17 protein-coding genes, 1 tRNA gene and 1 pseudogene are annotated in these 23,807 nt (G+C 70.9%); 10 read left to right on the plus strand and 9 right to left on the minus strand.

From position 1 onward, the window contains the following. Positions 1 to 138: 138 nt before the first annotated feature. From pknB to ACWGJB_RS25405, 6 genes are all read right to left on the minus strand, one after another. Entirely contained in the window at positions 139 to 2,124 is a 1,986-nt protein-coding gene (gene pknB / locus ACWGJB_RS25380) for a Stk1 family PASTA domain-containing Ser/Thr kinase (RefSeq protein WP_453382383.1), read from the minus strand. Between the two features lie 169 nt (positions 2,125 to 2,293). Next, positions 2,294 to 3,778, minus strand: coding sequence for a peptidoglycan D,D-transpeptidase FtsI family protein (locus ACWGJB_RS25385; protein WP_453382384.1), 1,485 nt, complete (start codon positions 3,776 to 3,778; stop codon positions 2,294 to 2,296). Then, positions 3,775 to 5,214: an FtsW/RodA/SpoVE family cell cycle protein gene (locus tag ACWGJB_RS25390; protein WP_453382385.1), complete on the minus strand. Its 1,440-nt coding sequence runs from the start codon at positions 5,212 to 5,214 to the stop codon at positions 3,775 to 3,777. The genes ACWGJB_RS25385 and ACWGJB_RS25390 overlap by 4 nt, the downstream gene beginning before the upstream one ends. Positions 5,215 to 5,241: 27 nt before the next feature. Beyond that, the gene (locus ACWGJB_RS25395; RefSeq protein ID WP_453382461.1) at positions 5,242 to 6,807 is read right to left on the minus strand and encodes a Stp1/IreP family PP2C-type Ser/Thr phosphatase; all 1,566 of its coding nucleotides are present in this window, start codon (positions 6,805 to 6,807) and stop codon (positions 5,242 to 5,244) included. Between the two features lie 98 nt (positions 6,808 to 6,905). Beyond that, on the minus strand, positions 6,906 to 7,433 hold the full coding sequence (locus tag ACWGJB_RS25400; RefSeq protein ID WP_360480687.1) for an FHA domain-containing protein FhaB/FipA: 528 nt from the start codon (positions 7,431 to 7,433) through the stop codon (positions 6,906 to 6,908). A 10-nt stretch (positions 7,434 to 7,443) separates the two neighbouring features. Beyond that, a complete protein-coding gene (locus ACWGJB_RS25405; RefSeq protein ID WP_453382386.1) occupies positions 7,444 to 8,328 on the minus strand; it encodes an FhaA domain-containing protein in 885 nt (294 codons plus the stop codon). A 409-nt stretch (positions 8,329 to 8,737) separates the two neighbouring features. Between ACWGJB_RS25405 and ACWGJB_RS25410 the strand changes: the two genes are divergently transcribed. After that, positions 8,738 to 8,821, plus strand: a tRNA-Leu gene (locus ACWGJB_RS25410). Between the two features lie 232 nt (positions 8,822 to 9,053). Here the strand turns inward: ACWGJB_RS25410 and ACWGJB_RS25415 are convergent. Further along, a pseudogene (locus ACWGJB_RS25415) lies at positions 9,054 to 9,743 on the minus strand (FtsX-like permease family protein); the annotation flags it as partial. A gap of 183 nt (positions 9,744 to 9,926) precedes the next feature. On the opposite strand from ACWGJB_RS25415, the gene ACWGJB_RS25420 reads away from it, so the two are divergent. The 3 genes from ACWGJB_RS25420 (at position 9,927) to ACWGJB_RS25430 (ending at position 12,788) form a co-directional block, all read left to right on the plus strand. Beyond that, complete coding sequence (locus ACWGJB_RS25420; protein WP_453382387.1) at positions 9,927 to 11,402, plus strand: DUF2252 domain-containing protein; 1,476 nt, start codon at positions 9,927 to 9,929, stop codon at positions 11,400 to 11,402. Between the two features lie 204 nt (positions 11,403 to 11,606). Continuing rightward, entirely contained in the window at positions 11,607 to 12,419 is an 813-nt protein-coding gene (locus ACWGJB_RS25425) for a hypothetical protein (protein ID WP_453382388.1), read from the plus strand. A 39-nt stretch (positions 12,420 to 12,458) separates the two neighbouring features. Next, complete coding sequence (locus ACWGJB_RS25430) at positions 12,459 to 12,788, plus strand: rhodanese-like domain-containing protein (protein WP_453382462.1); 330 nt, start codon at positions 12,459 to 12,461, stop codon at positions 12,786 to 12,788. 136 nt (positions 12,789 to 12,924) lie between these two features. Here the strand turns inward: ACWGJB_RS25430 and ACWGJB_RS25435 are convergent, their stop codons facing one another. Beyond that, positions 12,925 to 14,058: an acyl-CoA dehydrogenase family protein gene (locus ACWGJB_RS25435; protein WP_453382389.1), complete on the minus strand. Its 1,134-nt coding sequence runs from the start codon at positions 14,056 to 14,058 to the stop codon at positions 12,925 to 12,927. A 157-nt stretch (positions 14,059 to 14,215) separates the two neighbouring features. Here ACWGJB_RS25435 and pepN point away from each other — a divergent pair, with 157 nt between their 5' ends. The 4 genes from pepN to ACWGJB_RS25455 all read left to right on the plus strand — a co-directional run bounded on the left by pepN (position 14,216) and on the right by ACWGJB_RS25455 (position 19,753). Continuing rightward, positions 14,216 to 16,651 (plus strand): aminopeptidase N, encoded by a 2,436-nt coding sequence (gene pepN / locus ACWGJB_RS25440; RefSeq protein ID WP_453382390.1) that lies wholly within the window; start codon positions 14,216 to 14,218, stop codon positions 16,649 to 16,651. Positions 16,652 to 17,022: 371 nt separating this feature from the next. Next, positions 17,023 to 17,826, plus strand: a complete 804-nt coding sequence (locus tag ACWGJB_RS25445) for a DUF5819 family protein (protein ID WP_453382391.1) — start codon at positions 17,023 to 17,025, stop codon at positions 17,824 to 17,826. Further along, complete coding sequence (locus tag ACWGJB_RS25450) at positions 17,823 to 19,022, plus strand: HTTM domain-containing protein (RefSeq protein ID WP_453382392.1); 1,200 nt, start codon at positions 17,823 to 17,825, stop codon at positions 19,020 to 19,022. The genes ACWGJB_RS25445 and ACWGJB_RS25450 overlap by 4 nt, the downstream gene beginning before the upstream one ends. Then, a complete protein-coding gene (locus ACWGJB_RS25455) occupies positions 19,019 to 19,753 on the plus strand; it encodes a TrmH family RNA methyltransferase (RefSeq protein ID WP_453382393.1) in 735 nt (244 codons plus the stop codon). Before ACWGJB_RS25450 ends, ACWGJB_RS25455 begins: the two co-directional genes overlap by 4 nt. A 99-nt stretch (positions 19,754 to 19,852) precedes the next feature. Here the strand turns inward: ACWGJB_RS25455 and paaN are convergent, their stop codons facing one another. Then, positions 19,853 to 21,544, minus strand: a complete 1,692-nt coding sequence (gene paaN / locus ACWGJB_RS25460) for a phenylacetic acid degradation protein PaaN (RefSeq protein ID WP_453382394.1) — start codon at positions 21,542 to 21,544, stop codon at positions 19,853 to 19,855. A 148-nt stretch (positions 21,545 to 21,692) separates the two neighbouring features. Between paaN and ACWGJB_RS25465 the strand changes: the two genes are divergently transcribed. Further along, positions 21,693 to 23,207: a 3-hydroxyacyl-CoA dehydrogenase gene (locus tag ACWGJB_RS25465; RefSeq protein WP_453382395.1), complete on the plus strand. Its 1,515-nt coding sequence runs from the start codon at positions 21,693 to 21,695 to the stop codon at positions 23,205 to 23,207. Beyond that, on the plus strand, positions 23,204 to 23,791 hold the full coding sequence (locus tag ACWGJB_RS25470) for a TetR/AcrR family transcriptional regulator (protein ID WP_351938710.1): 588 nt from the start codon (positions 23,204 to 23,206) through the stop codon (positions 23,789 to 23,791). The genes ACWGJB_RS25465 and ACWGJB_RS25470 overlap by 4 nt, the downstream gene beginning before the upstream one ends. Positions 23,792 to 23,807: the final 16 nt, after the last annotated feature.

Raw genomic sequence — 23,807 nt, forward strand, 5'->3', positions numbered from 1 at the left:
ACTGTTTTCGTGTATTTTGTTTCTTTTTTGTGTGGTGGGCTCATCTTGTTGGGGGGCGGATTCTCGGGTGCGCTTTCCTAAAAAACCGGGGGCCCCCCTGCCTGGAATCCAGGCAGGGGCCCAACTGTTATGTCCGAATCAGCCGCTGGTACCGCCGAAGAAGTTGGTACCGCCGTTGTTGTTCCCGCCGTTGTTGTTGTTGCCGCCCACCGTGGTGAGGGTGATCGTCGTGTTGCCCGGGTCGCCCTCGGGGGTGTTGGGCTGCGGGTCCTCGCCGGTGACGATCGCGTCGTCGCTGGAGTTGCCGTTGAACTGGATCTTGGTGAATCCGGCCGCCTGCAGGGTCTGCTTGGCCTGCTGCACGGTCTGGCCCCGAACCTCCGGCACGGCCGTCTGCTGCTTGGCCTTGCCGATCTGGATGTTCACCGTGGAGTTCTTGTCGACCTGTTGTCCCTTCTGCGGGTCGGTCGAGACGACCTTGTCGACCAGGTTGGGGTCGTCGGTGTCCACCTCGGTGCAGTTGCCGTTGAGGTTGTTGGCCGTCATCTGCGCCATGGCCGCGTCACAGGTCTGGCCGGTGACGTCGGGGACCGTCGACTTCTCCTCGGCCTTGGCGACGGTGAGGGTGATCGTGGAGCCCTTCTGGACCTCCGCGCCAAGGGCTGGATTCTGCTCCAGGACGGTGCCGGGGTCCTCCCCGGAAGTTCGCTGCTTCGTCTTGACGACGAACTTGTACTTGTCGCCCTCAAGCGTCGACGTGGCGTCGTCGACGTTCTGGCCGACGACACTCGGTACCACCACCTTCGGCGCGCCCGTCGACACCACCAGGTTGACCGTGTCGCCCTTGTTGACGTCCGAGCCGAAGGTGGGGTCCTGGCGGCAGACGCTGCCCTTGGGCGCGTTGCTGCAGGGCTTCCGGGTAGGGGTCCCCAGTTTCAGGCCCGAGTTGTCGGCCATCTTCTGTGCGTCCGCGTAGGTCGAGCCGACGAAGTTCGGAACGGCGAAGGGCTTGTCCGCGCCGTTGCCGCTGACCACCCATTTCCCGATCAGGATCGAGCCGACCAGCACCAGAATGCCGGCGACCACGAGCAGGATCGTGGAGGTGTTGCTCTTCTTCTGCTGGCGGCGGCGGTCCGGGCGTTCGTCGTAGCCGTAGCCTCCGTCGTCCGGGTTCATCGGCGGGAGCATCGTCGTGGCGCCGGCGTCCGCGCGCAGGGCCGTCGTCTGCTGGTCGTCCGGGTAGCCGTAGCCCACCGAACCCATCGCCGCGGTGGCGGCGACCGGCTGGCCGTCGAGGCACGCCTCGATGTCGGCGCGCATCTCGTCGGCCGACTGGTAGCGGTAGTTCGGGTCCTTGACCAGGGCCTTCAGGACAATGGCGTCCATCTCGGGCGTGATCTCGGGGTCGAACACCGAGGGGGGCTGGGGTTCCTCACGGACGTGCTGGTAGGCGACGGCCACCGGGCTGTCGCCCACGAACGGCGGTCGTACCGTCAGCAGCTCGTAGAGCAGGCAACCCGTCGAGTAGAGGTCCGAGCGGGCGTCGACCTGCTCGCCCTTCGCCTGCTCGGGGGAGAGGTACTGGGCCGTGCCGATGACCGCGGCCGTCTGGGTCATGGTCATGCCGGAGTCGCCCATGGCGCGGGCGATGCCGAAGTCCATGACCTTGACCTGGCCGTTGCGCGTGAGCATGACGTTGGCCGGCTTGATGTCACGGTGGACGATGCCGCTGCGGTGCGCGTACTCCAGGCCCTGGAGGATGCCGATGGTCATTTCCATCGCGCGCTCGGGCAGCAGCTTGCGGCCGGAGTGCAGCAGCTCACGGAGCGTCGAGCCGTCTACGTACTCCATGACGATGTACGGGATCGAGACCCCGTCGATGTAGTCCTCGCCCGTGTCGTAGACCGCGACGATCGCGGGATGGTTGAGCGAGGCGGCCGACTGGGCCTCCCGGCGGAACCGGGCCTGGAAGGACGGGTCGCGCGCGAGGTCCGCTCGCAGCGTCTTCACCGCCACCGTGCGGCCGAGCCGGGTGTCATGGGCGAGGTAGACCTCCGCCATGCCACCGCGACCGAGCACGTGGCCCAGTTCGTACCGGCCGCCTAGGCGACGCGGCTCTTCCATAGTTCCCTACCAGCCCTCTCCGTCGGTCCCGACCGGCACGGGTGTGCGGTCGGAGGCTGCCATCCGGGCCTACCGTACCCGGCTGTGTTTGTGTGACCTGGCCAAGCCCGTAACCCGATACAGGACCGGTATGTCAACGTGCACCGATGTGAAGGGGACGTGAGCGGGGTCACTTCTTGGAGTTGATGACCGCCTCCATCACGCTCTTCGCGATCGGGGCCGCGAGGCCGCCGCCGGAGATGTCGTCGCGGTTGGCCTGGTCGTCCTCGATCACCACGGCGACGGCGACGGGCTTGCTGCCGTCGGGGAGCTTGGCGTAGGAGATGAACCAGGCGTAGGGGTTCTCGCTGTTCTCCACACCGTGCTGGGCGGTACCGGTCTTGCCGCCGACGGTGACGCCGTTGATCTGGGCGTTCGTACCGGTGCCCTCCTTGACGACCGTCTCCATCATCGACTGGAGGACCTGGGCGTTGGAGGAGGACAGCGGCTGGCTCAGTTCCTCGGGGTCGGTCTGGGAGATGGTGTCGACGCTCGACGACTGCAGCTTGTCGATCATGTACGGCTTCATCAGCTTGCCGTCGTTGGCGACCGCGGAGGCGACCATGGCCATCTGGAGGGGGGTCGCGGCGGTGTTGAACTGGCCGATCGAGGACAGCGCGGTCTGCGACTGGTTCATGTTGTCGGAGAAGACCGAGGCGCTGGAGCGGACCGGGGTGAACTGCTCCTCGTCGAAGCCGAACTTCTTCGCCTCAGCCAGCATCTTGTCGTTGCCGAGGTCGGCGCCGATCTTGCCGAAGACGGTGTTGCAGGAGAACTTCAGCGCGACTCGCATGGTCGCGTTCTTGCAGGGGATGCTGCCTTCGTTCTTCAGCTCGGTGGTGGTGCCCGGCATGACGTACGGCAGCGGGGACTTCGTGGCCTCGTCGGCGGAGGTGTACAGCCCGTTCTGGAGCGCGGCCGCGGCGGTGACCACCTTGAAGGTGGAGCCCGGCGGGTAGGTCTCGCGCAGCGCCCGGTTCAGCATCGGGTCGTTCGGGTTGTACTTCTTCTGCAGCTTCTTCCACGCCTCGGCGTCGGTGTCCGAGGTGCCGGCGAAGGCCGACGGGTCGTACGAGGGGTAGCTCGCCAGGGCCAGGACCTTGCCCGTGGCGGGGTCCAGGGCGACGACGGCGCCCTTGCCGCCCTGCTTCTTCAGCCCGTTGTAGGCGGCGCTCTGGGCGGCCGCGTTGAGGGTGGTGACGACGTTGCCGCCCTGCTTCTGCTTGCCCGTGACCATGTCGAGGGTGTTGCGGAAGAAGAGCCGGTCGTCGTTGCCGGTGAGGATGCCGTCCTCGAGGGACTCCAGCTGGTTGGCGCCGAAGGCCTGGGATGCGTAGCCGGTGACCGGGGCCCACATGGGGCCGTTCTTGTAGGTGCGCTTGTACTTCAGGTCGTTCAGACCCGAGGAGTTGGACACGGAGGAGCCGGTGATCGGGTTTCCGTCGACGATGATGTCGCCGCGCGGGGTGGAGTAGCGGGCGATGGTGACCCGGCGGTTGGCGGGGTCCTCGCGGAGGGTGTCGGCCTTGACGTACTGGAGCCAGTTGTCGCGCAGCAGCAGGGTGAGGACCAGGAGGCCGCAGAAGATCGCGATCCGGCGCAGGGGCTTGTTCATGACGGGCGGACCACCTGGGTCATCTCGGCGTCGGGGTTGGCGGCGGGGGCCGGGGCCGGGCGGCGGGCGGTGTCGCTGATGCGGATCAGCACGCCGATGAGCGCCCAGTTGGCGATGACGGAGGAACCGCCGTACGCCAGGAACGGCATGGTCATACCGGTGAGCGGGATGAGGCCCATGACACCGCCGGCGACGACGAACACCTGGAGCGCGAAGGCGCCGGAGAGGCCGACGGCGAGCAGCTTGCCGAACGGGTCGCGGGCGGCGAGCGAGGTGCGCACACCGCGCTCGACGATCAGGCCGTAGATCAGCAGGAGCGCCATGATGCCGGCCAGGCCCAGCTCCTCGCCGAAGGTGGCGAGGATGAAGTCGGAGTTGGCGGCGAACCGGATCAGATCGGAGTGGCCCTGGCCGAGGCCGGTGCCGAGGGTGCCGCCGGAGCCGAACGCCCACAGGGCCTGCATCGCCTGCTCGGAGTGGCCTGCGACGCCCTGCCGGGAGAGCGTGTACTCCTTCATCGGGTCGAGCCAGGCCTGGACACGCTGCTGGACGTGCGGTTCGAAGCTGGCCACGCCGACCGCGCCGGCCGCCGACATCAGCAGACCGAAGAAGATCCAGCTGGTCCGCTCGGTGGCGACGTACAGCATGATGATGAACATTCCGAAGAACAGCAGCGAGGTACCGAGGTCGGTCTCGAACACCAGGATGAGGATCGAGATGAACCAGACGACCAGGATCGGGCCCAGGTCACGGCCGCGGGGCAGGTACAGGCCCATGAAGCGGCGGCTGGCGAGGGCCAGCGCGTCTCGCTTGACCATCAGGTAGCCGGCGAAGAACACCGCGAGGACGATCTTCGCGAACTCACCGGGCTGGATGGTGAAGCCGCCGACGGAGATCCAGATCTTGGCGCCGTAGACGTTCAGGCCGAGGCCCGGGACCAGCGGGAGCAGCAGCAGGAAGAGCGCGGCCACCATGGAGATGTAGGTGTAGCGCTGGAGTGCTCTGTGGTCCTTGAGGAAGATCAGGACGACGACGAACAGCGCGATGCCCATCGCGGTGTACAGCAGCTGGTTGGTGGCCTTGCCGCCCGATACATGGATCGACTGGAGCAGTTTGGACTGGTCGAGTCTCCAGATGACGACCAGGCCGAGGCCGTTGAGCAGCGTGGCCAGCGGCAGCAGCAGTGGGTCCGCGTACGGGGCGAACCTGCGGACGGCGAGGTGGGCGACGGCGGCCAGGAGGCCGAGGCCCAGGCCGTAGCTCAGCAGTCCCGCGGGGACCTTGTCGTTGATGGCCAGGCCCACGTTGGCGTAGGCGAACACCGGGATGGCGACGGCGAACACCAGGAGCGCGAGCTCGGTGTTGCGCCGGCTCGGGGTGCCGATGGAGCCGATGGTGGACGTGTTGTTCGTCGACGTGTTGGTAGTACTGCTCATCGTGTGACAGGGCCTCTCACGGCTTGCCTACTGCTTACCGCACAGCGAGACGACCTTCTGCTCATCCTCCGAGAGGGTGGGGCCGGGGCTGGGGGTCGCTGAGGGGGACGGGGACGGTGACGCCGTGGAGGACGCCGAGTTCGAAGGGCTTGGCGAGGCCTTGGACGTGAGAGAGGTCTTGGTGGTTCCCGTGGTGCCGCCGGCCTCGCCCTGGCCGGTCTTGGAGTTGGTCTTGGACTCGGACGCGGTGCGCTCCGACTCCTTCTTGCAGGCGGAGGCCTGCACGGCCAGCTCCTGGACCTTCGACTGGGCGTCCGTGAGGCCGCCCTCGGCGATGGTGGCCTTGACCTGCTTCTGCTGGTACGGCGGCAGGTACTTGAGTTCGATCTCGGGGTGGTCCTTCTCCACCTTCGAGAGCGACACCCAGGCCAGGTCCTGGCTGATGCCCTGGTACAGCGCGACGTGCGTGCCGTTGGCGCCGACGTAGTACTGGGTCTGCGTCCAGCGGTAGCCGCCGTAGAGGCCTCCGCCGATCACGGCGAGGGCGAGGATGCCGTAGAAGGATCTCTTCAGCCACCTGCGGCCCTTGCGGGGCTTGACGAAGTCGTCGTCGGTGTAGTCGCCGAAGCTGCCGGCCGGGACGTATCCGGTGGTGTCGCCGGAGCCGGGCGGGCCGAACTCGCCGCCTCCGCCCTGGCCGGGCACCTGGCGGCCGAGGTTGGCGGCGCGGCCGGCCGGGGTCTGCATGAAGCCGTTGTCGTGCAGGTGGTGCTGGTTCTCGGCGACGGCGCCGACCACGACCGGGGTGTCGGAGAGCTGCCCGGCGAGGGTGTCTCCGGTGTCCAGGTCGAGGACGTCCGCGATGATGACCGTGATGTTGTCGGGGCCGCCGCCGCGCAGCGCGAGCTGGATCAGCTCCTGCACGGTCTCCTGCGGGCCCTGGTAGCTGGCGAGGGTCTCCTCCAGGGTCTGGTGGGAGACGACCCCGGAGAGCCCGTCGGAGCAGATGAGGTAGCGGTCACCGGCGCGTACCTCGCGGATGGAGAGGTCGGGCTCGACGTGGTCGCCGCTGCCCAGCGCACGCATCAGCAGCGAGCGCTGCGGGTGGGTGGTGGCCTCTTCCTCGGTGATCCGGCCCTCGTCGACGAGCCGCTGCACCCAGGTGTGGTCCTGGGTGATCTGCGTGAGCAGGCCGTCCCGCAGCAGATAGGCGCGGGAGTCGCCGACGTGCACCAGGCCGAGCCGCTGGCCGGTCCACAGCAGGGCGGTGAGGGTGGTCCCCATGCCTTCCAGCTGCGGGTCCTCCTCGACCATGGCGCGCAGCTGGTCGTTGGCGCGCTGCACGGCGTGGCCGAGGGAGGTGAGGATGTCGGAGCCGGGCACGTCGTCGTCGAGCGTGACCAGGGTGGAGATCACCTCGGAGGAGGCGACCTCACCGGCGGCCTGGCCGCCCATGCCGTCGGCGATGGCGAGCAGGCGGGGACCGGCGTAACCGGAGTCCTCGTTGCCCTCCCGGATCATGCCTTTGTGCGATCCGGCGGCGAAGCGCAGTGACAGACTCATGCGCACCTCGCCCGTCGGCTCCGGGTACATCCGCACGGTGCCCACCCTCCGGTCGGGAGCGCGCCGGGGACCGGCGTCCGGTCCGCCGCCGCGTGCTCGCTCCGCTCGCGCCTATCCATGATGTAGCACTACTTCCGCAGCTCGATGACGGTTTTGCCGATGCGGATCGGCGCGCCCAGCGGGATCGGCGTGGGAGTCGTCAGCCGGGACCGGTCCAGATACGTGCCGTTCGTGGACCCGAGGTCCTCGACGATCCACTGGCCGTCGCGGTCCGGGTAGATCCTGGCATGGCGGCTGGAGGCGTAGTCGTCGTCCAGCACGATCGTGGAGTCGTGGGCGCGGCCCAGGGTGATGGTCTGTCCCTGGAGCGCGACCGTCGTACCCGTGAGCGTGCCCTCGGAGACGACGAGCTTGCTGGGGGCGTTGCGACGCCGGCCCCCGCCGGCCGCCGGTTGCTGGCCGCGCTGCTGCGGCGGCGCGGCTTGCTGCCGGGCGGCGGCGGGCTGCTGCCGGCGTCCTTCTTCCCTACGCGATCCGCGCTGAGTGACGCGCGTACCGAACAGGTCGCTGCGGATGACCTGCACGGCCACGATCACGAACAGCCACAGTACGGCCAGGAAACCCAGCCGCATGACCGTGAGGGTCAGCTCTGACATTGCCCCCGCTTCACCCTTCGGCTTGCCGGTAAATGATGGTGCTGCTGCCCACGACGATCCGCGAGCCGTCGCGGAGCGTAGCGCGGGTGGTGTGCTGCCCGTCCACCACGATGCCGTTGGTGGATCCGAGATCCTGGATCGTCGAGGGCGTTCCGGTCCGGATCTCGCAGTGCCGGCGGGAGACGCCGGGGTCGTCGATCCGCACGTCGGCCTCGGTGCTGCGGCCCAGCACGAGCGTCGCGCGGGAGATCTGATGGCGGGTGCCGTTGATCTCGATCCAGTAGCGGGTACGGGAGCCTGGCGCCGAGGCGCCGACCGGCCCGGAGGGACCGGCGGGCCGCTGGGCGGCGGGCTGGGCCGGCTGCGGGTAGCCGTAGCCGCCGGGGCGCTGCGGGGCGCCGGGAGGCGGTGCGCTGGGCATGGGCGGGGCCGCGGCGGACTGCGGGTAGCCGTAGCCGCCCGGTCGCTGCGGGGCGCCGCCGGCCGCGGGCGGGCGCTCCGGGGCGGCCTGCTGGTTGCTGGAGGAGGCGAGGGTGCGACTGCGCACCCGGTACAGGCCGGTGTCCAGGTCCTCGGCCTTCTCCAGGTTGACCTTGATCGGCCCCATGAAGGTGTAGCGCTGCTGCTTGGCGTAGTCGCGGACCATCCCGGCGAGCTCGTCGCCGAGCTGCCCGGAGTAGGGGCTGAGCCGCTCGAAGTCGGGAGCGCTCAGCTCGACGATGAAGTCGTTGGGTACGACGGTCCGGTCGCGGTTCCAGATGGTCGCGTTGTTGTCGCACTCGCGCTGCAGCGCACCGGCGATCTCCACGGGCTGGACCTCGGACTTGAACACCTTCGCGAAGGTGCCGTTGACCAGACCTTCGAGACGCTGCTCGAACTTCTTCAGGACTCCCACAGGGCACCTCCTCTGTCGCGTTGCCCGTACGGCTTGCCTTACCGCTACTGCTCACTGATCGTATCTACGCGCCCGGCAATCAGCCGGTTCCCCCAGCGGCCCCCCTTCGAACTCCTCGGCCCGCTTCTTCCTGTCAAGGATCGGCGGTTCCGCTGCCAAGGATCGTAGAGGCGGCTCATGACCAGTGTCCCGCACCTGACTGTGGACCTGATCCGTCTCCTGGACAGATGGCCTGGACCGGTACGAGGTTGATACGTGAACGCCGACTGCTCGGTACGTGAGCTTCAGGTGAGCGCTGCCCGGAGACAAGGGATGTGAACCCACCCCCTCCCACGTGCTAGTGTTCTGCGTGTCGGAAGGCGCCGCCCCGAAGGAAACACAGGGGCCGGGACCGGAGGACACACCCAATGCGCGGGTGGCGGAATAGGCAGACGCGCTGGATTCAGGTTCCAGTGCCCGCAAGGGCGTGGGGGTTCAACTCCCCCCTCGCGCACAGAGGCAGAAGGCCCATCGTGATCACGATGGGCCTTTTTGCTGTGCTGTTGGGGTTCACGGGTGCGGTGCGGGGCCGCGCGGCCCGAGGTGGCGGTGTGATTTTCCTGTCGGTGTGAGGTGTCTCTCACCGGGCGGAATCGCTGGGCCGAACACTGGGCGGGGCCTGCGCGGGGCATTGGTCGGATCACTGGGTGGGCACCAGGTGAGTCGCTGGGCGGGCATCAGGTGCATCACTGGGCGGGCGGGTGCGGTCTCCGGGTCGCCGTGGCGGCCGATGCGGTCGCGGCCAGGACCGCGAGGGCCGCGCAGACGGCGGTGGTGGCGGCCAGGGCCGCGGCCAGGGGAGGGCGAGGGCGGCAGGGGCGTGCAGGACGCGCAGGGCCGCCGCGACGGTCGCCAGGTTCAGGGCGGTTACGAGCAGGCCCAGCAGGGCGCCGACCGCGACCACCGCCAGCGCCTCGGCGCCGGCCAGCCGCAGCACCTGCCGGCGGGTGGCACCGGCCGGCCGTAGCGCGGCCAGCTCGGGGACCCGGTCGGAGGTGGCCATCACCATGGTGTTGACCAGGGAGCTCCCGGTGTACAGGAGCGCGATGCCGAGGACGAGGAAGAAGCCGAGGCGGGTGGTGCGGTCGCTGCTCGGGTGGGCCGCCGCGATCCACTGGTCCGCGGTGCGAACCCGGCCGCCGTCCGCCCTGACCGCCCGGCGCAGACCGGCGGCCACCGCGTCGGCGTCGGCGCCGTCGGCCAGGGCCACGTCGACCCGGTCGACGGCCGCGCCCGAGGCATTGGCCGGGGTGACGTACACGCCGTTGTCGCCGGTGCCCCTCCTCATCACCGCGGCGATGCGCAGGGTCCTGGGCGTGCCGCTGCCCAGCCACACCCGCACCCGCTCTGCCGACGGTGTGCCTCTCCCACTCCTGGCCCTGCCTCTGGGGGCGCGGGGCTGTATTCGATATGCGGCTGCCGCCGCGTGGGCGCGACCAGCCGCCGACCAGCCGCTGACAACCCGACGACGGCCAACCCCCCTTCCCGTCCGCCCTCCCGAAGTTATCCACAGGGTCTGACGCGTTATCGGCTCCCACCTGTACCGTTTCGACGAGTTGATGTTCGTGCGTGTGCGTGAGCGTGTGCGTGTGCGGAGTGCGGGGGAGGCGGTCGACGTGACCGGACTGGAAGAGCTGACGACGGCCCGGGCGCGCAAGTTGCCCTCGCCGAAGGGCTTTGCGCAGTGGCCGGTGAAGGGCTCGCCCAAGGAGGAGGGCAAGGCGCTGCGTTCGGCCGTGCCGCGCGGCAGCCACGGCGCCCTGGACCTGGACGGCTCCCGGCCCGACGCGGTGAGCGCCGTCGAGGAGTCCAACCGCGACCGCATTCCGGAGCTGATCCCGATAAGGGTCGGCAGGATGGCGGCGAGCCCGTTCGCGTTCCTGCGCGGCTCGGCCGGCCTGATGGCGCACGACCTGGCCCGCACCCCGATGACCAGGATCGCCACCCAGATCTGCGGGGACGCCCACGCGGCCAACTTCGGTCTGTACGGCGACCCGCGGGGCGACCTGGTCATCGATCTGAACGACTTCGACGAGACGGTGCCGGGTCCCTGGGAGTGGGACCTCAAGCGGCTCGCCGCCTCCCTGGTGCTGGCCGGCCGGGAGTCGGGCGCCGACGAGGACATGTGCCGCAAGGCGGCGGGTGACGCGGCCGGCGCCTACCGCCGCACCATGCGCCTGCTGGCGAAGCTCCCGGTGCTGGACGCGTGGAACGCCATCGCGGACGAGGAGTTGGTCTCCCACTCCGACGCCCACGACATGCTCGGCACCCTGCGCCGGGTGTCGGAGAAGGCCCGCGCCAACACCAGCGGCCGGTTCGCGGCCCGCTCCACCGAGCCCACCGAGAACGGCGGGCGCCGCTTCGTCGATGCCGCGCCGGTGCTGCGCCGGGTCGCGGACCAGGAGGCGGACATGGTCGTGGCGGCCCTGGAGCACTACGTCACCACGCTCTCCGAGGACCGCCACCCGCTGCTCTCCCGGCACGCCCCGCACGACGTCGCCTTCCGGATAGTCGGCACCGGCAGTGTCGGCACCCGGTCGTATGTCGTGCTGCTCCTCGACCATCGCGGCGAGCCGCTGATCCTCCAGGTCAAGGAGGCCCGCCCGTCCGCGCTGGTGCCGCACCTGGCGACGGCCGGCTTCGATGCGGCCGCCGTCGACCACGAGGGGCGCCGGGTGGTCCTCGGGCAGAAGCGGATGCAGGTGGTCAGCGACATCCTGCTCGGCTGGACCACGGTGGCGGGCCGTCCCTTCCAGGTCCGCCAGTTCCGCAACCGCAAGGGCAGCGTCGACCCGGCGGCCCTGTCGCCCGACCAGATCGACGACTACGGCCGGATGACCGGCGCGCTGCTGGCCCGCGCCCACTCCCACAGCGCCGACCCGCGTCTGATCGCCGGCTACTGCGGCAAGAACGAGGAGCTGGACGAGGCGATCGCCGCGTTCGCGGTGACCTACGCCGACCGCACGGAGGCGGACCACGGGGAACTGGTGACCGCGGTACGGGCGGGCCGGATCGCGGCGGAACTCGGGGTGTGACCTCCGGTGACGGGCCCTGGGCACTGAGGCGAAGTACGTCGTCATCGAGAACGGTGAAGTACGTCGTCATCGAGAACGGCGAGGACCGACGGCTGCACCCACGAGCTGGCCTGCCGTCCCGGAACCCTCGTCGTGGCCTGCAGAGATCTGGTCGCCGAGTGGGTGGCGGCCACCCATGAGGACGACAGGCCCTAGTCTGGTCGGGTGACGACCCCGGAAGCTGAGCAGTCTGAGGCACCGCGGCCCGAGGAACGCCTGGAGCGGGCCGTGCGGGCCGCCGAGCAGGCTTTGATCGAGTACGAGATCGCGGTCGAGACCTTCCGTGTCGAGGTCGAGAACTTCTCTCGCCTGCACGAGGAGAAGCTCGGCCCCCTCTATCTCCGCCTCGAAGAGCTGGACGCGCGGATCGCCGAGGCGAAGGCCGCCCGCACCGGCGACCCCGAGGACATCCGCGCCGCCGAGGAGGCCCGGGCCCGGGTCCTGCCCATCCCCGGCGTCGAGGAACTGCTGCACGGCTGGATGGACAGCAAGGGCCTGTTCCCGGAGGCCGTCGCGATGCTCACCGAGCAGGAGGTACGGCCCCCGCAGCGGGTGCGGCCCAGCGAGGAGGCTCGCCGGCTCTACCGCGAGCTGGCCCGCAAGGCCCATCCCGACCTGGTGCAGGAGGGGGCCGAGCAGGAGCGGCGCGAGGAGTTCCTCAGCCGGGTCAACGCGGCCTACGCCCGCGGCGACGAGGCCCTGCTGCGGGAGCTGGCCGAGGAGTGGGCGGCCGGGCCGGTCCCGCCCGAGCGCAAGCCGAGCCGCGCCGAGGAGCTGTACGCCCGCCTCGAATGGCTGGCCGAACGCAAGGAACTGCTCACCCTGGTCGCCAAGGAACTGGAGGACGGTCCCATCGCCGGCCTGCTCCGGCTGGCCCCCGAGGACCCCGACAGCCTCCTCGACGAGATCGCCGAGAAGCTCTACAAGGACGTCGCCGAGCGGGAGACCGAGCTGGCCGCGCTGCTCACCCAGGAGTAGCGGTCGGGTAGCGTCGGAGCCATGAACTTCGCAGCGCGTGTGCCCACGGTCGAGGTCGCGGACCTCAAGGACGGCGACTTCCTGCTGGACGTCCGCGAGGACGACGAGTGGCAGGCGGGCCACGCCGCGGGCGCCCTGCACATCCCGATCAGCGAGTTCGCGGCCCGCTACGGCGAGTTCACCGAGGCCGCTCCCCAGGACGGCCGCGTCCACGTCATCTGCCGCTCCGGCGGCCGTTCGGCCCAGGTCACGATGTACCTGGCCCAGCAGGGCATCGACGCGGTGAACGTGGACGGCGGCATGCAGGTGTGGCAGGCGGCGGGCCGGGAGGTCGTCACGGACGCGGGAGAACCGGGCTTCGTCATCTGAGCCGGCCCATCGCCCCCTCCCGCACCGAAGCGCCTCGCACTCGAGCGCCCCGTAAGGGGCGCGGGGAACTGCGCGGCCAGCCCCCCACCGCCCCGCGGATCCCCTCCGACCGAGCGCCCCCCTGATCTCGCATCCCCTACCCCAGTGGATGCGCAGCCAGCAAATCCCCCAACGCCTCCTCATAGACCCCGGCCCCCCCGAGCGCCAGCTCGATCTGCTTCGCCCAGGCGTGGTACCGGTGCAGCACATACTCCGTGTCGGCCCCGAACCCCCCGTGCAGATGCTGCGCGGTCTGCACCACCCGCCGCACCCCCTCCGCCGCCCAGATCTTCGCCACCGCCACGTCCCCGGCCGCCGGCAACGCCCCGGCCGCCCCGGAGGCGATCCGCCACGCCGCCTGCCACAGCGTCGCCTCCATGGCCCGCAGGTCGATGTACCGGTCGGCCGCCTGCACGGCGACCGCCTGGAACGTGGCGACGGGATGCCCGAACTGCTCCCGCTTGCCCGTGTACTCACTGGTCATCCGCAGCACCCGCTCCCCCAGCCCGAGCGCCAGCGCACACGTCCCGGTCGCCAGCAGCTCCCGCAGCCACTCCCAGGCCCCCTCCGCGGTCACCACGTCCCGCCCCGCGACCGGCGCCGACTCAAGGCGCAGCTCACCGAGCCGTTCCCCGCTGGTCGACACCTGCTCGGCGAGCGTGACCCCGTCGCCCGACGGCGCCACCAGCGCCAGCACGCTCCGGTCGCCGTCGGTATGCGCCGGTACGACGACGAGATCGGCGTCGTACACCCACGGCACCGCCGTCTGCACCCCGTCCAGCACCCACTCGTCGCCGTCCCGTCGCGCGGTCACCGCCAGCTCGGCCGGGTCGTGCCCGGTGCGTCCGCTCGCGGCGACGGTCAGCACCAGCTCGCCGCGCCCCGCCCGCGCCAGCAGCCTGCCCCTCAGCTCCTCGTCCCCGTACGCCTGCACGGCCGCCATGACCGCGCTGTTCTCCAGCAGCGGCACCCGGGCCAGCACCTTCGCCGACTCCCGCAGCACCAGGCAGAGCGCGATCGCGTCCAGCCCCGCCCCGCCGTACTCCTCGGTCGGCAGCAGGCTCAGCAGGTCCGCGCCGGCCAGGGTGTCCCAGAGTTCCCGGTCGAAGTGCCCGGCCACGGCGCCGGTGGTCAGCGCGGGGCTCGGCACCGCGTCCGGCGCCACTTTGGCGAACACCCCGCGCGCCGCCTCGGCCGCCGCCAGCTGCTCCTCGGTGAAGGTGAAGTCCACGGTCCTGTCCTCCCGGCGGGTCCGCTATCTGACGGTCCGTCAAGATAGAACAGGTTCTAGAAGAAGGGAACCGAAAACCCCTGCGATCACCAGCTCCTTCCGACGTAGGCTGTCGGCCGCTGTCCGCCGACGGGGACGGACACACGAGGGAGGACACATGGGGATCCGAAGCCTGACCCGCGTCGAGGCCGAGCGCAGGTCCGCACTGATCACGGTCGAGCGGTACGACGTGGACATCGACCTGACCGCCCTGCCCGGCGGACCGGAGATCCGGTGCGTCTCCACGGTGGCCTTCAGCTGCACCGAGCCGGGCGCCGAGACCTTCGTCGACTGCGCGGCCGAGGTCCGTTCCGCCACCCTCAACGGCAGCCCCCTCACCCCGAGCGACGACGGCCGGATCCCGCTGCCCGGCCTGGCCGCCCACAACGTGCTGCGCGTCGAAAGCGTCCAGACCGACACCACGACCAGCCCGGGCGCCCACAAGGCCGTCGACCCCGCGGACGGCGAGGTCTACCTCTGGACCAGCTTCGAGCCCGACGAGGCCCGCTTCGTATGGGCCTGCTTCGACCAGCCCGACCTCAAGGCCCCGCACGCCTTCACCGTCACCGCCCCGGCCGCCTGGACCGTCCTCAGCAACTCCGGCGACCCGCGCGTCGAGGAGCAGGGCGCGGCCCGCCGGTGGAGCTTCCCGGACACCCCGCCGCTGTCCGTGTACAACACCGTCGTCAACGCGGGCCCCTTCCACGAGATCCGACGCGAGGCCGACGGCCACGACCTCGGCATCTTCGCCCGCCGCTCGCTCGCCGAGGTCCTGGAACGCGACGCCGACGAGATCTTCACCCTCACCCGCCAGGGCCTCGCCTTCTTCGCCGAGGCCTTCGCGATGCCGTTCCCGCAGCGCAAGTACGACCAGGTGTTCATGCCCGAGTTCGGCGGCGCGATGGAGAACTACGGCTGCGTGACCTGGTCGGACATGTTCCTGCGGCGGGCCACGCCGACGCATGCGGAACGCGAGCTGCTCGCGGTCGTGCTGCTGCACGAGATGGCGCACATGTGGTTCGGCAACATCGTCACCATGCGCTGGTGGGACGACCTCTGGCTGAACGAGGCCTTCGCCGAGTTCGCCTGCCACTGGGCCGCCGAGGGCGCCACCCGGTACACCGACGTCTGGGCCGGCCACCTCGCCGGCGGCAAGCTCAAGGCCTACCTCTCCGACCAGGGCCCGATCTCCCACCCGATCCACCAGCCCATCCACGACGTCGCCCAGGCCGCGTCGATCTTCGACAACATCACCTACCCCAAGGGCGCCTCCGTCCTCCAGCAGCTGATGACCTACGTCGGCGAGGACCGGTTCCGCACCGGCATGGCCGCCTACTTCGCCCGCCACGCCTGGGGCACCACCACCCTCCAGGACCTGATCGACGCCCTCGCCGAGGCCGGCGGCCGGGACCTCGCCACCTGGCGGAAGGCCTGGCTCGAGACGGCCGGCACTGACCGCTTCACGCTGGAGCACGACGGCGACACCGTCACCCTGGTCGCCGACGGCACCCCGCGCCCGCAGGTCCTGGCGGTCGGTGCGTACGACCGCGCGGGCGACACCCTCGAACGCACCGCCGTGGTCCGCGTCGAGGTGACCGAGCCCCGCACCCCGGTCACCGGCCTTCCCGCCATGTCCGACCTCCTCCTGATCAACGACGACGACCTCACCTTCGCCACCACCCGCCCGGACCCCGCCACCCGGGACACCCTCTTCCGCACGGCGGCCCAGCTGCCCACAGCCATCTCCCGGGGCGTGGCCGCCGCCACCGTCTGGGACATGCTCACGGCCGGCGAGACCACGGCGGCCGAGGCCGGACAGTGCCTCACCGCGGTCCTTGCCGCCGAGACGTCCGACGCCGTGATCGAGCCCCTCCTGGCCCTCGTCACCAACATCGCCGAACTCTGGGCCCCGGACGCCGACCGTCCCGCGCTGACGGAGGCCGTGGCCAGGGCCTGCCGGCAACTCGCCGACGACCCGGGCCGCCGCCAGGTGGCCCTGCGCGGCCTGGCCCGCACCGCGACCGGCGCCGAGGACCTGGCCTGGCTCCGGGACCAGGCCGGCGACGACGTCGACCTGCGCTGGCGCGCCCTTGTCCGCGAGGCCGCACTCGGTGGTGACGTCACCACCGAGACCGCCGCCCTGCTCGAACGCGACCCCGACCCCGACGCCTGGGTCCGCGCCCTCACCGTCCGCGCCGCCGTTCCCGACCCGGCCGCGAAAGCGGAGGTCTGGCAGCGGCTGGCCGTGGACCGCACGGTGCCCGTCCAGTCGGTCGGCGCGGTGGCGGCCGCCTTCTGGCGCCCCGGACAGGACGCCCTGCTCGCCCCCTACGCCGAGCACTACCTGGCCGCGATCCCCCAGCTGGACCAGGGCGGAATGATCCCGGCGATGGTCTACACCTCCCAGCTCTTCCCGCTGTACGCCATCGACTCCGCATACGTCGAGAAGGCCCAGCAGGCGGTCCAGGAAGCGGCCCCTGTGGTTCGCAACACCCTCTTGGAGCGCTCCGACACCGTCCTGCGTATGCTCCTCGCCCGGACCGTGAACGCCTGATACACCCGCTACGCCCGGTGCCGGGGCAGATCCACAGTTTCGAGGCCGAGGTCCGCGGTTTCAACCGCTGTGGAAAACCTTCGACGCGGCCTGTGGACAACCCGCCGAGCGGGGCGCCGCGGGCCGCCCTTGTCCGCCGTACCACCTGCTGTGACCTGGTCCGGAGGCGCTGCCGAACCGCCGCGACCGCGGCCGCCGGGATCCGCCGGAGTGGCGATGGCCACGCTCCCGGGCCGCTCCCGGGGGCTGCGCCCGGCGGCCGGTGCTGAGTACCGTTCCGTGCGAGTGCCGGGCAGCGGCACACCGGACGGCGCCGGATGGGCCGTCCGGACGGCATGGGACGACACGGCGGTATCGGGGAACGGGGCGGCATGGACGCGTACGACGGGGACTCGGACGCCCGGCACGGGCCGGAGGGTCCTGGCGAGCCGCGCCCGGATCCGGGACCTGCCCAACCCGTCGCACCCGTCACATCTGCCGCACCTGTCGAAGGCGTCCGCCGGGAGCAGCCGCCGTTCGCCCCGCCCCGCACCGGTGTCGCCGCTCTCTCCCCCCGCTACCAGGTCGGCGCGGCCCTCGCGCTGGCCCTGGTCGCGGTCGCCGCCTGTGTGCACCTCGGGATGGTGTTCCTGAGCGTCGCGCCGGCGAACACGGTGACGAAGCAGCACGGCAAGGCGATCGAGGAGTGGGTGTACCCGGAGTTCGAGCAGAACTGGAAGCTGTTCGCGCCGAACCCGCTCCAGCAGAACATCGCCGTACAGGTACGCGCCGACGTGCGGATGCAGGACGGCACCACGACCACCACCGGCTGGAACGACCTGTCCGCCCAGGACGGCAAGGCCATCGACGGCAGCCTGCTGCCGAGCCACACCGTGCAGAACGAACTGCGCCGGGCCTTGGACTTCTTCGTCACCACCCACGGCACCGACAACCGCCCGATCGGCCTGCGCGGCTCCCTGTCCGAGCAGTACCTGCGCCGGATCGTCGTGATGCGTATGTACGACGGGGACGCGACCAGCGAGAAGGGCACCATCGAGCGGGTCCAGGTGCGCTCCAGCACCACCAACGTGCCCCCGCCGGGCTGGAGCGGCGAGAAGGTCTCCGACACCCCGGTCTACCGGGTGCTGCCCTGGTGGACGGTCCCGGCGGACGAGGCCGACGGAGGTGTGCGATGAGCCGCCTCGCCCTGTGCCTGTCCCGTGCCATCGCCCGGGTCACCGGGTCGGCGCTCGGCGCGTACCAGACGGCCGTCGTACGGATCGGCTTCGCCGCCACCTGGCTGCTGTTCCTGCTGCGCGAGTACCCGCACCGCCAGCAGCTGTACGGCCCCGACGGCCCCTGGAGCTTCGACCTCGCCCAGCAGCTGACCGCGGACAACCACGCCTTCACGGCGCTGCTGGTCTCCGACGGCCGGCCCTTCTTCGAGGTCTTCTACTTCCTGGCCGTCCTCTGCAGCGCCCTGCTGCTGGTGGGCTGGCGCACCCGCGCCATGTCCCTGCTGTTCATGGTCGGCGTGCTGTCCCTGCAGAACCGCAGCGTCTTCGTGGGCGACGGCGGTGACAACGTGCTGCACCTGATGTCCTTCTACCTGGTGTTCACCCGCTGCGGCCAGGTGTGGTCCCTGGACGCGCGCCGGGCGGCGCGCGCGCGTGCGCAGCGGCAGCCGGTCACCGACCGGGTCGGACCGGCGCTGTGGGCGGTGTCGGGTGTCCTGCTGGTCGTGGCTGCCCTCACCGGCCGCACCGGCGGCGGCTGGCTGGTGCCGGCCCTCATGTGGGCGGCCTGGGTGGGCGCCGCCCTGTGGTGGGCGGCGGGCCGCTGGGCGCGCACCCCCGAGCCCCGGATCCTGCTGGACGTCATCGCCGACATCCTGCACAACGGCGCCCTGTTCGTGATCATGGCCGAGGCCTGCCTGATCTACGCAACCGCCGGCTGGTACAAGATCCAGGGCTCCCGCTGGCAGGACGGCACCGCCGTCTACTACCCGCTCCACCTGGACTACTTCTCGCCCTGGCCGGCCCTCGCCGACCTGCTGTCCGCCAACGGCACACTGGTGATGCTGGTGACCTACGGGACGGTCATCGTCCAGGTCGCCTTCCCGTTCACGCTGTTCAACCGCCGGGTCAAGAACGTGCTGCTGGCCGCGATGATGACCGAGCACGCGGTGATCGCGGTCGTCCTGGGCCTGCCCTTCTTCTCGCTCGCCATGATCGCGGCGGACTCGGTCTTCCTGCCGACGGCCTTCCTGCTCTGGCTGGGCGGCCGGGCGGCACGCGCGCGTGACCGCGTCTTTTGGCGTGACGCCCCCGCACTGCCTTCCGCTCGCTCCCCGGAGGCCGACGAACAGCCCCGCGTAGGCTTCGGGGCATGACCGACCCCCTGAACCACTGGGCGCGGCTGGCGGACTCCGCCGTCCTCCTCGACGGCTTCCACGCCCTCAAGCACGCCCTGCGCTTCGGCGCGCAGGTACCGGTGGCGGTCACCACGGACCGGGCCGCGGCGCTGGCCCTGGCGGACGAGCTGGCGCCGGACGTACGGGAGGCGCTCGCCGCCCTGCTGACGGAGGTGCCGTCGCAGACGTACGCGTCCCTGGTCTCCCGCCCGCATCCCACGGCCGTGGCCGCGTTGGCGGTGCGACCGTCCCGGGAGGCCAACCTGCGTGAGCTGGCCCGCGACCCGCGCTCCGCCCCCGTCGTGGTTCTCGACGAGCCCCGCAACCTCGGCAACGCGGGCGCGGTGATCCGCCTGGCAGCGGGCTTCGGTGCGACGGGAGTGATCACGACCGGCACGCTCGACCCCTGGCACCCGACGGTCGTACGAGGCGGCGCGGGCCTCCACTTCGCGACGGCCGTCGAGAGACTGACCGTGCCGGAGCTGCCGCCGGGCCCGGTGTACGCACTGGACCCGGAAGGTGAGGACATCCGGAACACAAAGCTCCCGGACAACGCGATCCTCGCCTTCGGCTCAGAACGAACGGGCCTCTCGCCGGACCTCCGCGCCCGTGCCGACCATCTCCTACGACTCCCGATGCGCCCCCAGGTGAGCAGCTACAACCTGGCGACCAGTGTTGCCATGACCTTGTTCCACTGGAGCGCCCCTTAAGGGGCGCGGGGTTGTAATCGACATGCGGCTGCCGCCGCGTGGGCGCTACCAGCCACGGCGGACCCGCAGCTCCCCACGGCGACCAGGCACCCCGAACGGCTACGCCTCCCGCCGCACCTCGATCACCCGGAACCGGTTCGCCACGAACGCCCCGTCGCACAGCGCGGCGTTCGCCGCCGGGTTTCCGCCGGACCCGTGGAAGTCGGAGAACGCGGCCGTCTGGTTGACGTACACCCCGCCGACCAGGTTCAGCGACAGCTGGGCCGCCTCCTCCAGGCAGACCTCCTCCACGGCGCGCTCCACGTCCGGGTCGACGGTGTACGCGCCGACCGTCATCGCGCCCTTCTCCCGGACCGTGCGCCGCAGCAGCTCCACCGCGTCGGCCGCCGAGTCCACGGCGACCGCGAAGGACACCGGCCCGAAGCACTCGCTCATGTACGCGGCCTCGTCGTCCGGCTTGGCACCGTCCAGCTTCACGATCACCGGCGTGCGGACGACCGCGTCCGGGAACTCCGGGTTGGCGATCTCCCGGGAGGCGAGGGCGACCTCGCCGAGCCCGGCGGCGGCCTCCAGGCGGGCCTTGACGTCGGGGTTGACGATCGCGCCGAGCAGCGCGTTCGCGCGGGCGTCGTCGCCGAGCAGACCGTCGACCGCGCGGGCGAGGTCGGCGACCACCTCGTCGTACGTCCTGGGGCCTTCGTCGGTGCGGATGCCGTCGCGGGGGATCAGCAGGTTCTGCGGGGTGGTGCACATCTGGCCGCTGTACAGGGAGAGCGAGAACGCCAGGTTGGAGAGCATCCCCTTGTAGTTGTCGGTGGACTCCACCAGCACCGTGTTGACGCCGGCCTTCTCGGTGTAGACCTGTGCCTGCCGGGCGTTGGCCTCCAGCCAGTCGCCGAAGGCGGTCGAGCCCGTGTAGTCGATGATCTTGATCTCCGGGCGGGTGGCGAGCGTCTTCGCGATGCCCTCGCCGGGGCGCTCCGCCGTCAGGGCCACCAGGTTCGGGTCGAAGCCGGCCTCGGCGAGCACCTGCCGGGCGACCTGCACGGTGAGGGCGAGCGGCAGCACCGCGCGCGGGTGCGGCTTCACCAGCACCGCGTTGCCCGTGGCGAGGGAGGCGAACAGGCCCGGGTAGCCGTTCCACGTCGGGAACGTGTTGCAGCCGACGACGAGCGCGATCCCGCGCGGGACCGGCTTGAACGTCTTCGTCAGCGCGAGCGGGTCGCGCTTGCCCTGCGGCTTGGACCACTCGGCCGTGTCGGGGGTGCGGACCTGCTCCACGTACGCGTAGGCCACCGCCTCCAGGCCGCGGTCCTGGGCGTGCGGCCCGCCCGCCTGGAACGCCATCATGAACGCCTGGCCGCTGGTGTGCATGACCGCGTGCGCGAACTCGTGCGTCCGGTCGCTGATCCGCTTGAGGATCTCCACACACACCACCGCGCGCGCCTCCGCGCCCGCGTCGCGCCACGCGCGCTGGCCGGACTTCATGGCGGGCAGCAGTGTGTCGACGTCGGCGTGCGGGTAGGTCACGCCCAGCTCGATGCCGTACGGGGAGACCTCGTCGCCCAGCCAGTCGTCGGTACCGGGCTGGGCGAGGTCGACACGGCTGCCGAGGAGGGCGTCGAAGGCCGCTTTGCCGGCCGCCGCGTCCAGGCTGCCGTGCTCGCCGTAGGCCTTGGGGTGCTCGGGGTGGGGGGACCAGTAAGCGCGCGTGCGGATCGCCTCCAGCGCCTGGTCAAGCGTGGGCCGGTGCTTGGCGATCAGCTCGTGCACGGTGAGTTCGGCGGTCATGCGGGACCAACTCCTCGTCTGATGAGCTCCCCTTCGAGCTCATGACCTGGGCGGAAACGGCCGGACAGAGTTAGAGTAACCGAACGATCGGTCGGGACAAGGGGGCCTGCCGCATCTGTGGAAAACCCCGTGCGGGAGGATCGCGCACATGACAGCACTCGACCTCAGCAGCCCCGTGGGGGTCGCCGGCGCCGGCACCATGGGCCAGGGCATCGCCCAGGTCGCACTCGTCGCGGGCCATCCCGTACGGCTGTACGACGCCGTCCCCGGACGGGCCGGGGACGCCGCCGCGGCGATCGGCGCCCGTCTCGACCGGCTGGTCGAGAAGGGCCGGATGACGGCCGGCGACCGGGACGCGGCCCGCGCCCGGCTGCTGCCCGCCGAGGAACTCACCGAGTTCGCGGACTGCACCCTGGTCGTGGAGGCCGTCCAGGAGCGGCTGGAGGCCAAGCAGGAGCTGTTCCGGGCCCTGGAGGACATCGTCGACGGCGACTGTCTGCTGGCCACCAACACCTCGTCCCTGTCGGTGACCGCCATCGGCGGCGCCCTGCGCAGCGCCGCCCGCCTGGTGGGCCTGCACTTCTTCAACCCGGCACCGCTGCTGCCGCTGGTCGAGGTCGTCTCCGGGTTCGCCACCGACGTCACGTCGGCCACGCGCGCGTACGAGACGGCCCGCGCCTGGGGCAAGACGCCGGTCGCCTGCGCGGACACCCCCGGCTTCATCGTCAACCGCATCGCGCGGCCCTTCTACGCCGAGGCGTTCGCGGTCTACGAGGCGCAGGCCGCCGACCCGGCCACCATCGACGCGGTGCTGCGCGAGACCGGCGGTTTCCGGATGGGCGCCTTCGAACTGACCGACCTGATCGGCCAGGACGTCAACGAGTCCGTCACGCACTCCGTGTGGCAGGCCTTCTTCCAGGACGTCCGCTTCACGCCCTCCCTGGCCCAGCGCCGGCTCGTCGAGTCCGGCCATCTCGGCCGCAAGACCGGGCACGGCTGGTACGACTACGCGGACGACGCCGAGCGCCCCGAGCCGCACACCGCCGAGCCGGCCGACCGGCCCCCCTACGTCGTCGCCGAGGGCAACCTCGGCCCGGCGGCCGAGCTGCTCGCGATGATCCGCGAGGCGGGCATCCAGGTCCGCGAGGAGGACGAGGACCACGGCACCCGCCTGGTGCTGCCCAGCGGCGGCCAGCTGGTCCTCGCCGACGGCCAGACCTCGGTGGAGTTCCGGGACGTCGTCTACTTCGACCTCGCCCTCGACTACCGCCGGGCCACCCGCATCGCCCTGTCCTCGGGACACGACACCCATCCCCAGACGCTCGGCGAGGCCGTCGGTCTCTTCCAGGCGCTCGGCAAGCAGGTCAGCGTCATCGGTGACGTCCCCGGCATGATCGTCGCCCGTACCGTCGCCCGGATCGTCGACCTCGCGCACGACGCCGTCGCCAAGGGCGTCGCCACCGAGGAGGACATCGACACCGCGATGCGCCTGGGCGTCAACTACCCGCTCGGCCCATTCGAGTGGAGCCGCCGCCTCGGCCGCGACTTCGCCTACGACCTCCTCGACGACCTGCACCTGCGCGACCCGAGCGGCCGCTACGCGCCCTCCCTCGCGCTCTACCGCCACGCGTACGCCACCGAGAAGCGGGAGGGCGCCTCATGACCACCGCCAAGCGCGACACCTACACCCCCGAGACCCTGCTCTCGGTGGCCGTCCAGGTCTTCAACGAGCGCGGCTACGACGGCACCTCCATGGAGCACCTCTCCAAGGCGGCCGGCATCTCCAAGTCGTCGATCTACCACCATGTCTCCGGCAAGGAGGAGCTGCTGCGCCGGGCCGTCAGCCGCGCCCTGGACGGCCTGTTCGGGATCCTCGACGAGGAGCACGCGCGCGTGGGGCGTGCCGCCGACCGCCTGGAGCATGTCGTGCGGCGCATGGTCGAGGTGCTGATCACCGAACTGCCGTACGTCACGCTGCTGCTGCGGGTGCGCGGCAACACCGGCACCGAGCGGTGGGCGCTGGAGCGGCGCCGGGACTTCGACCACCGGGTGGCCGACCTGCTGAAGGCGGCCGCCGCCGACGGGGACGTACGCGGTGACATCGAGGTGCGCCTCGCCACCCGGCTGGTCTTCGGCATGGTCAACTCGATCGTGGAGTGGTACCGCCCGGACGGGCGCGGCGCGACCGAGCGCGAGGTCTCCGACGCGGTGGCCCGCCTGGTGTTCTCGGGGCTCCGCGCGGCCTGACGCCGGCCGTCCGGCG

The sequence above is a fragment of the Streptomyces sp. NPDC054813 genome (genome assembly GCF_053611365.1).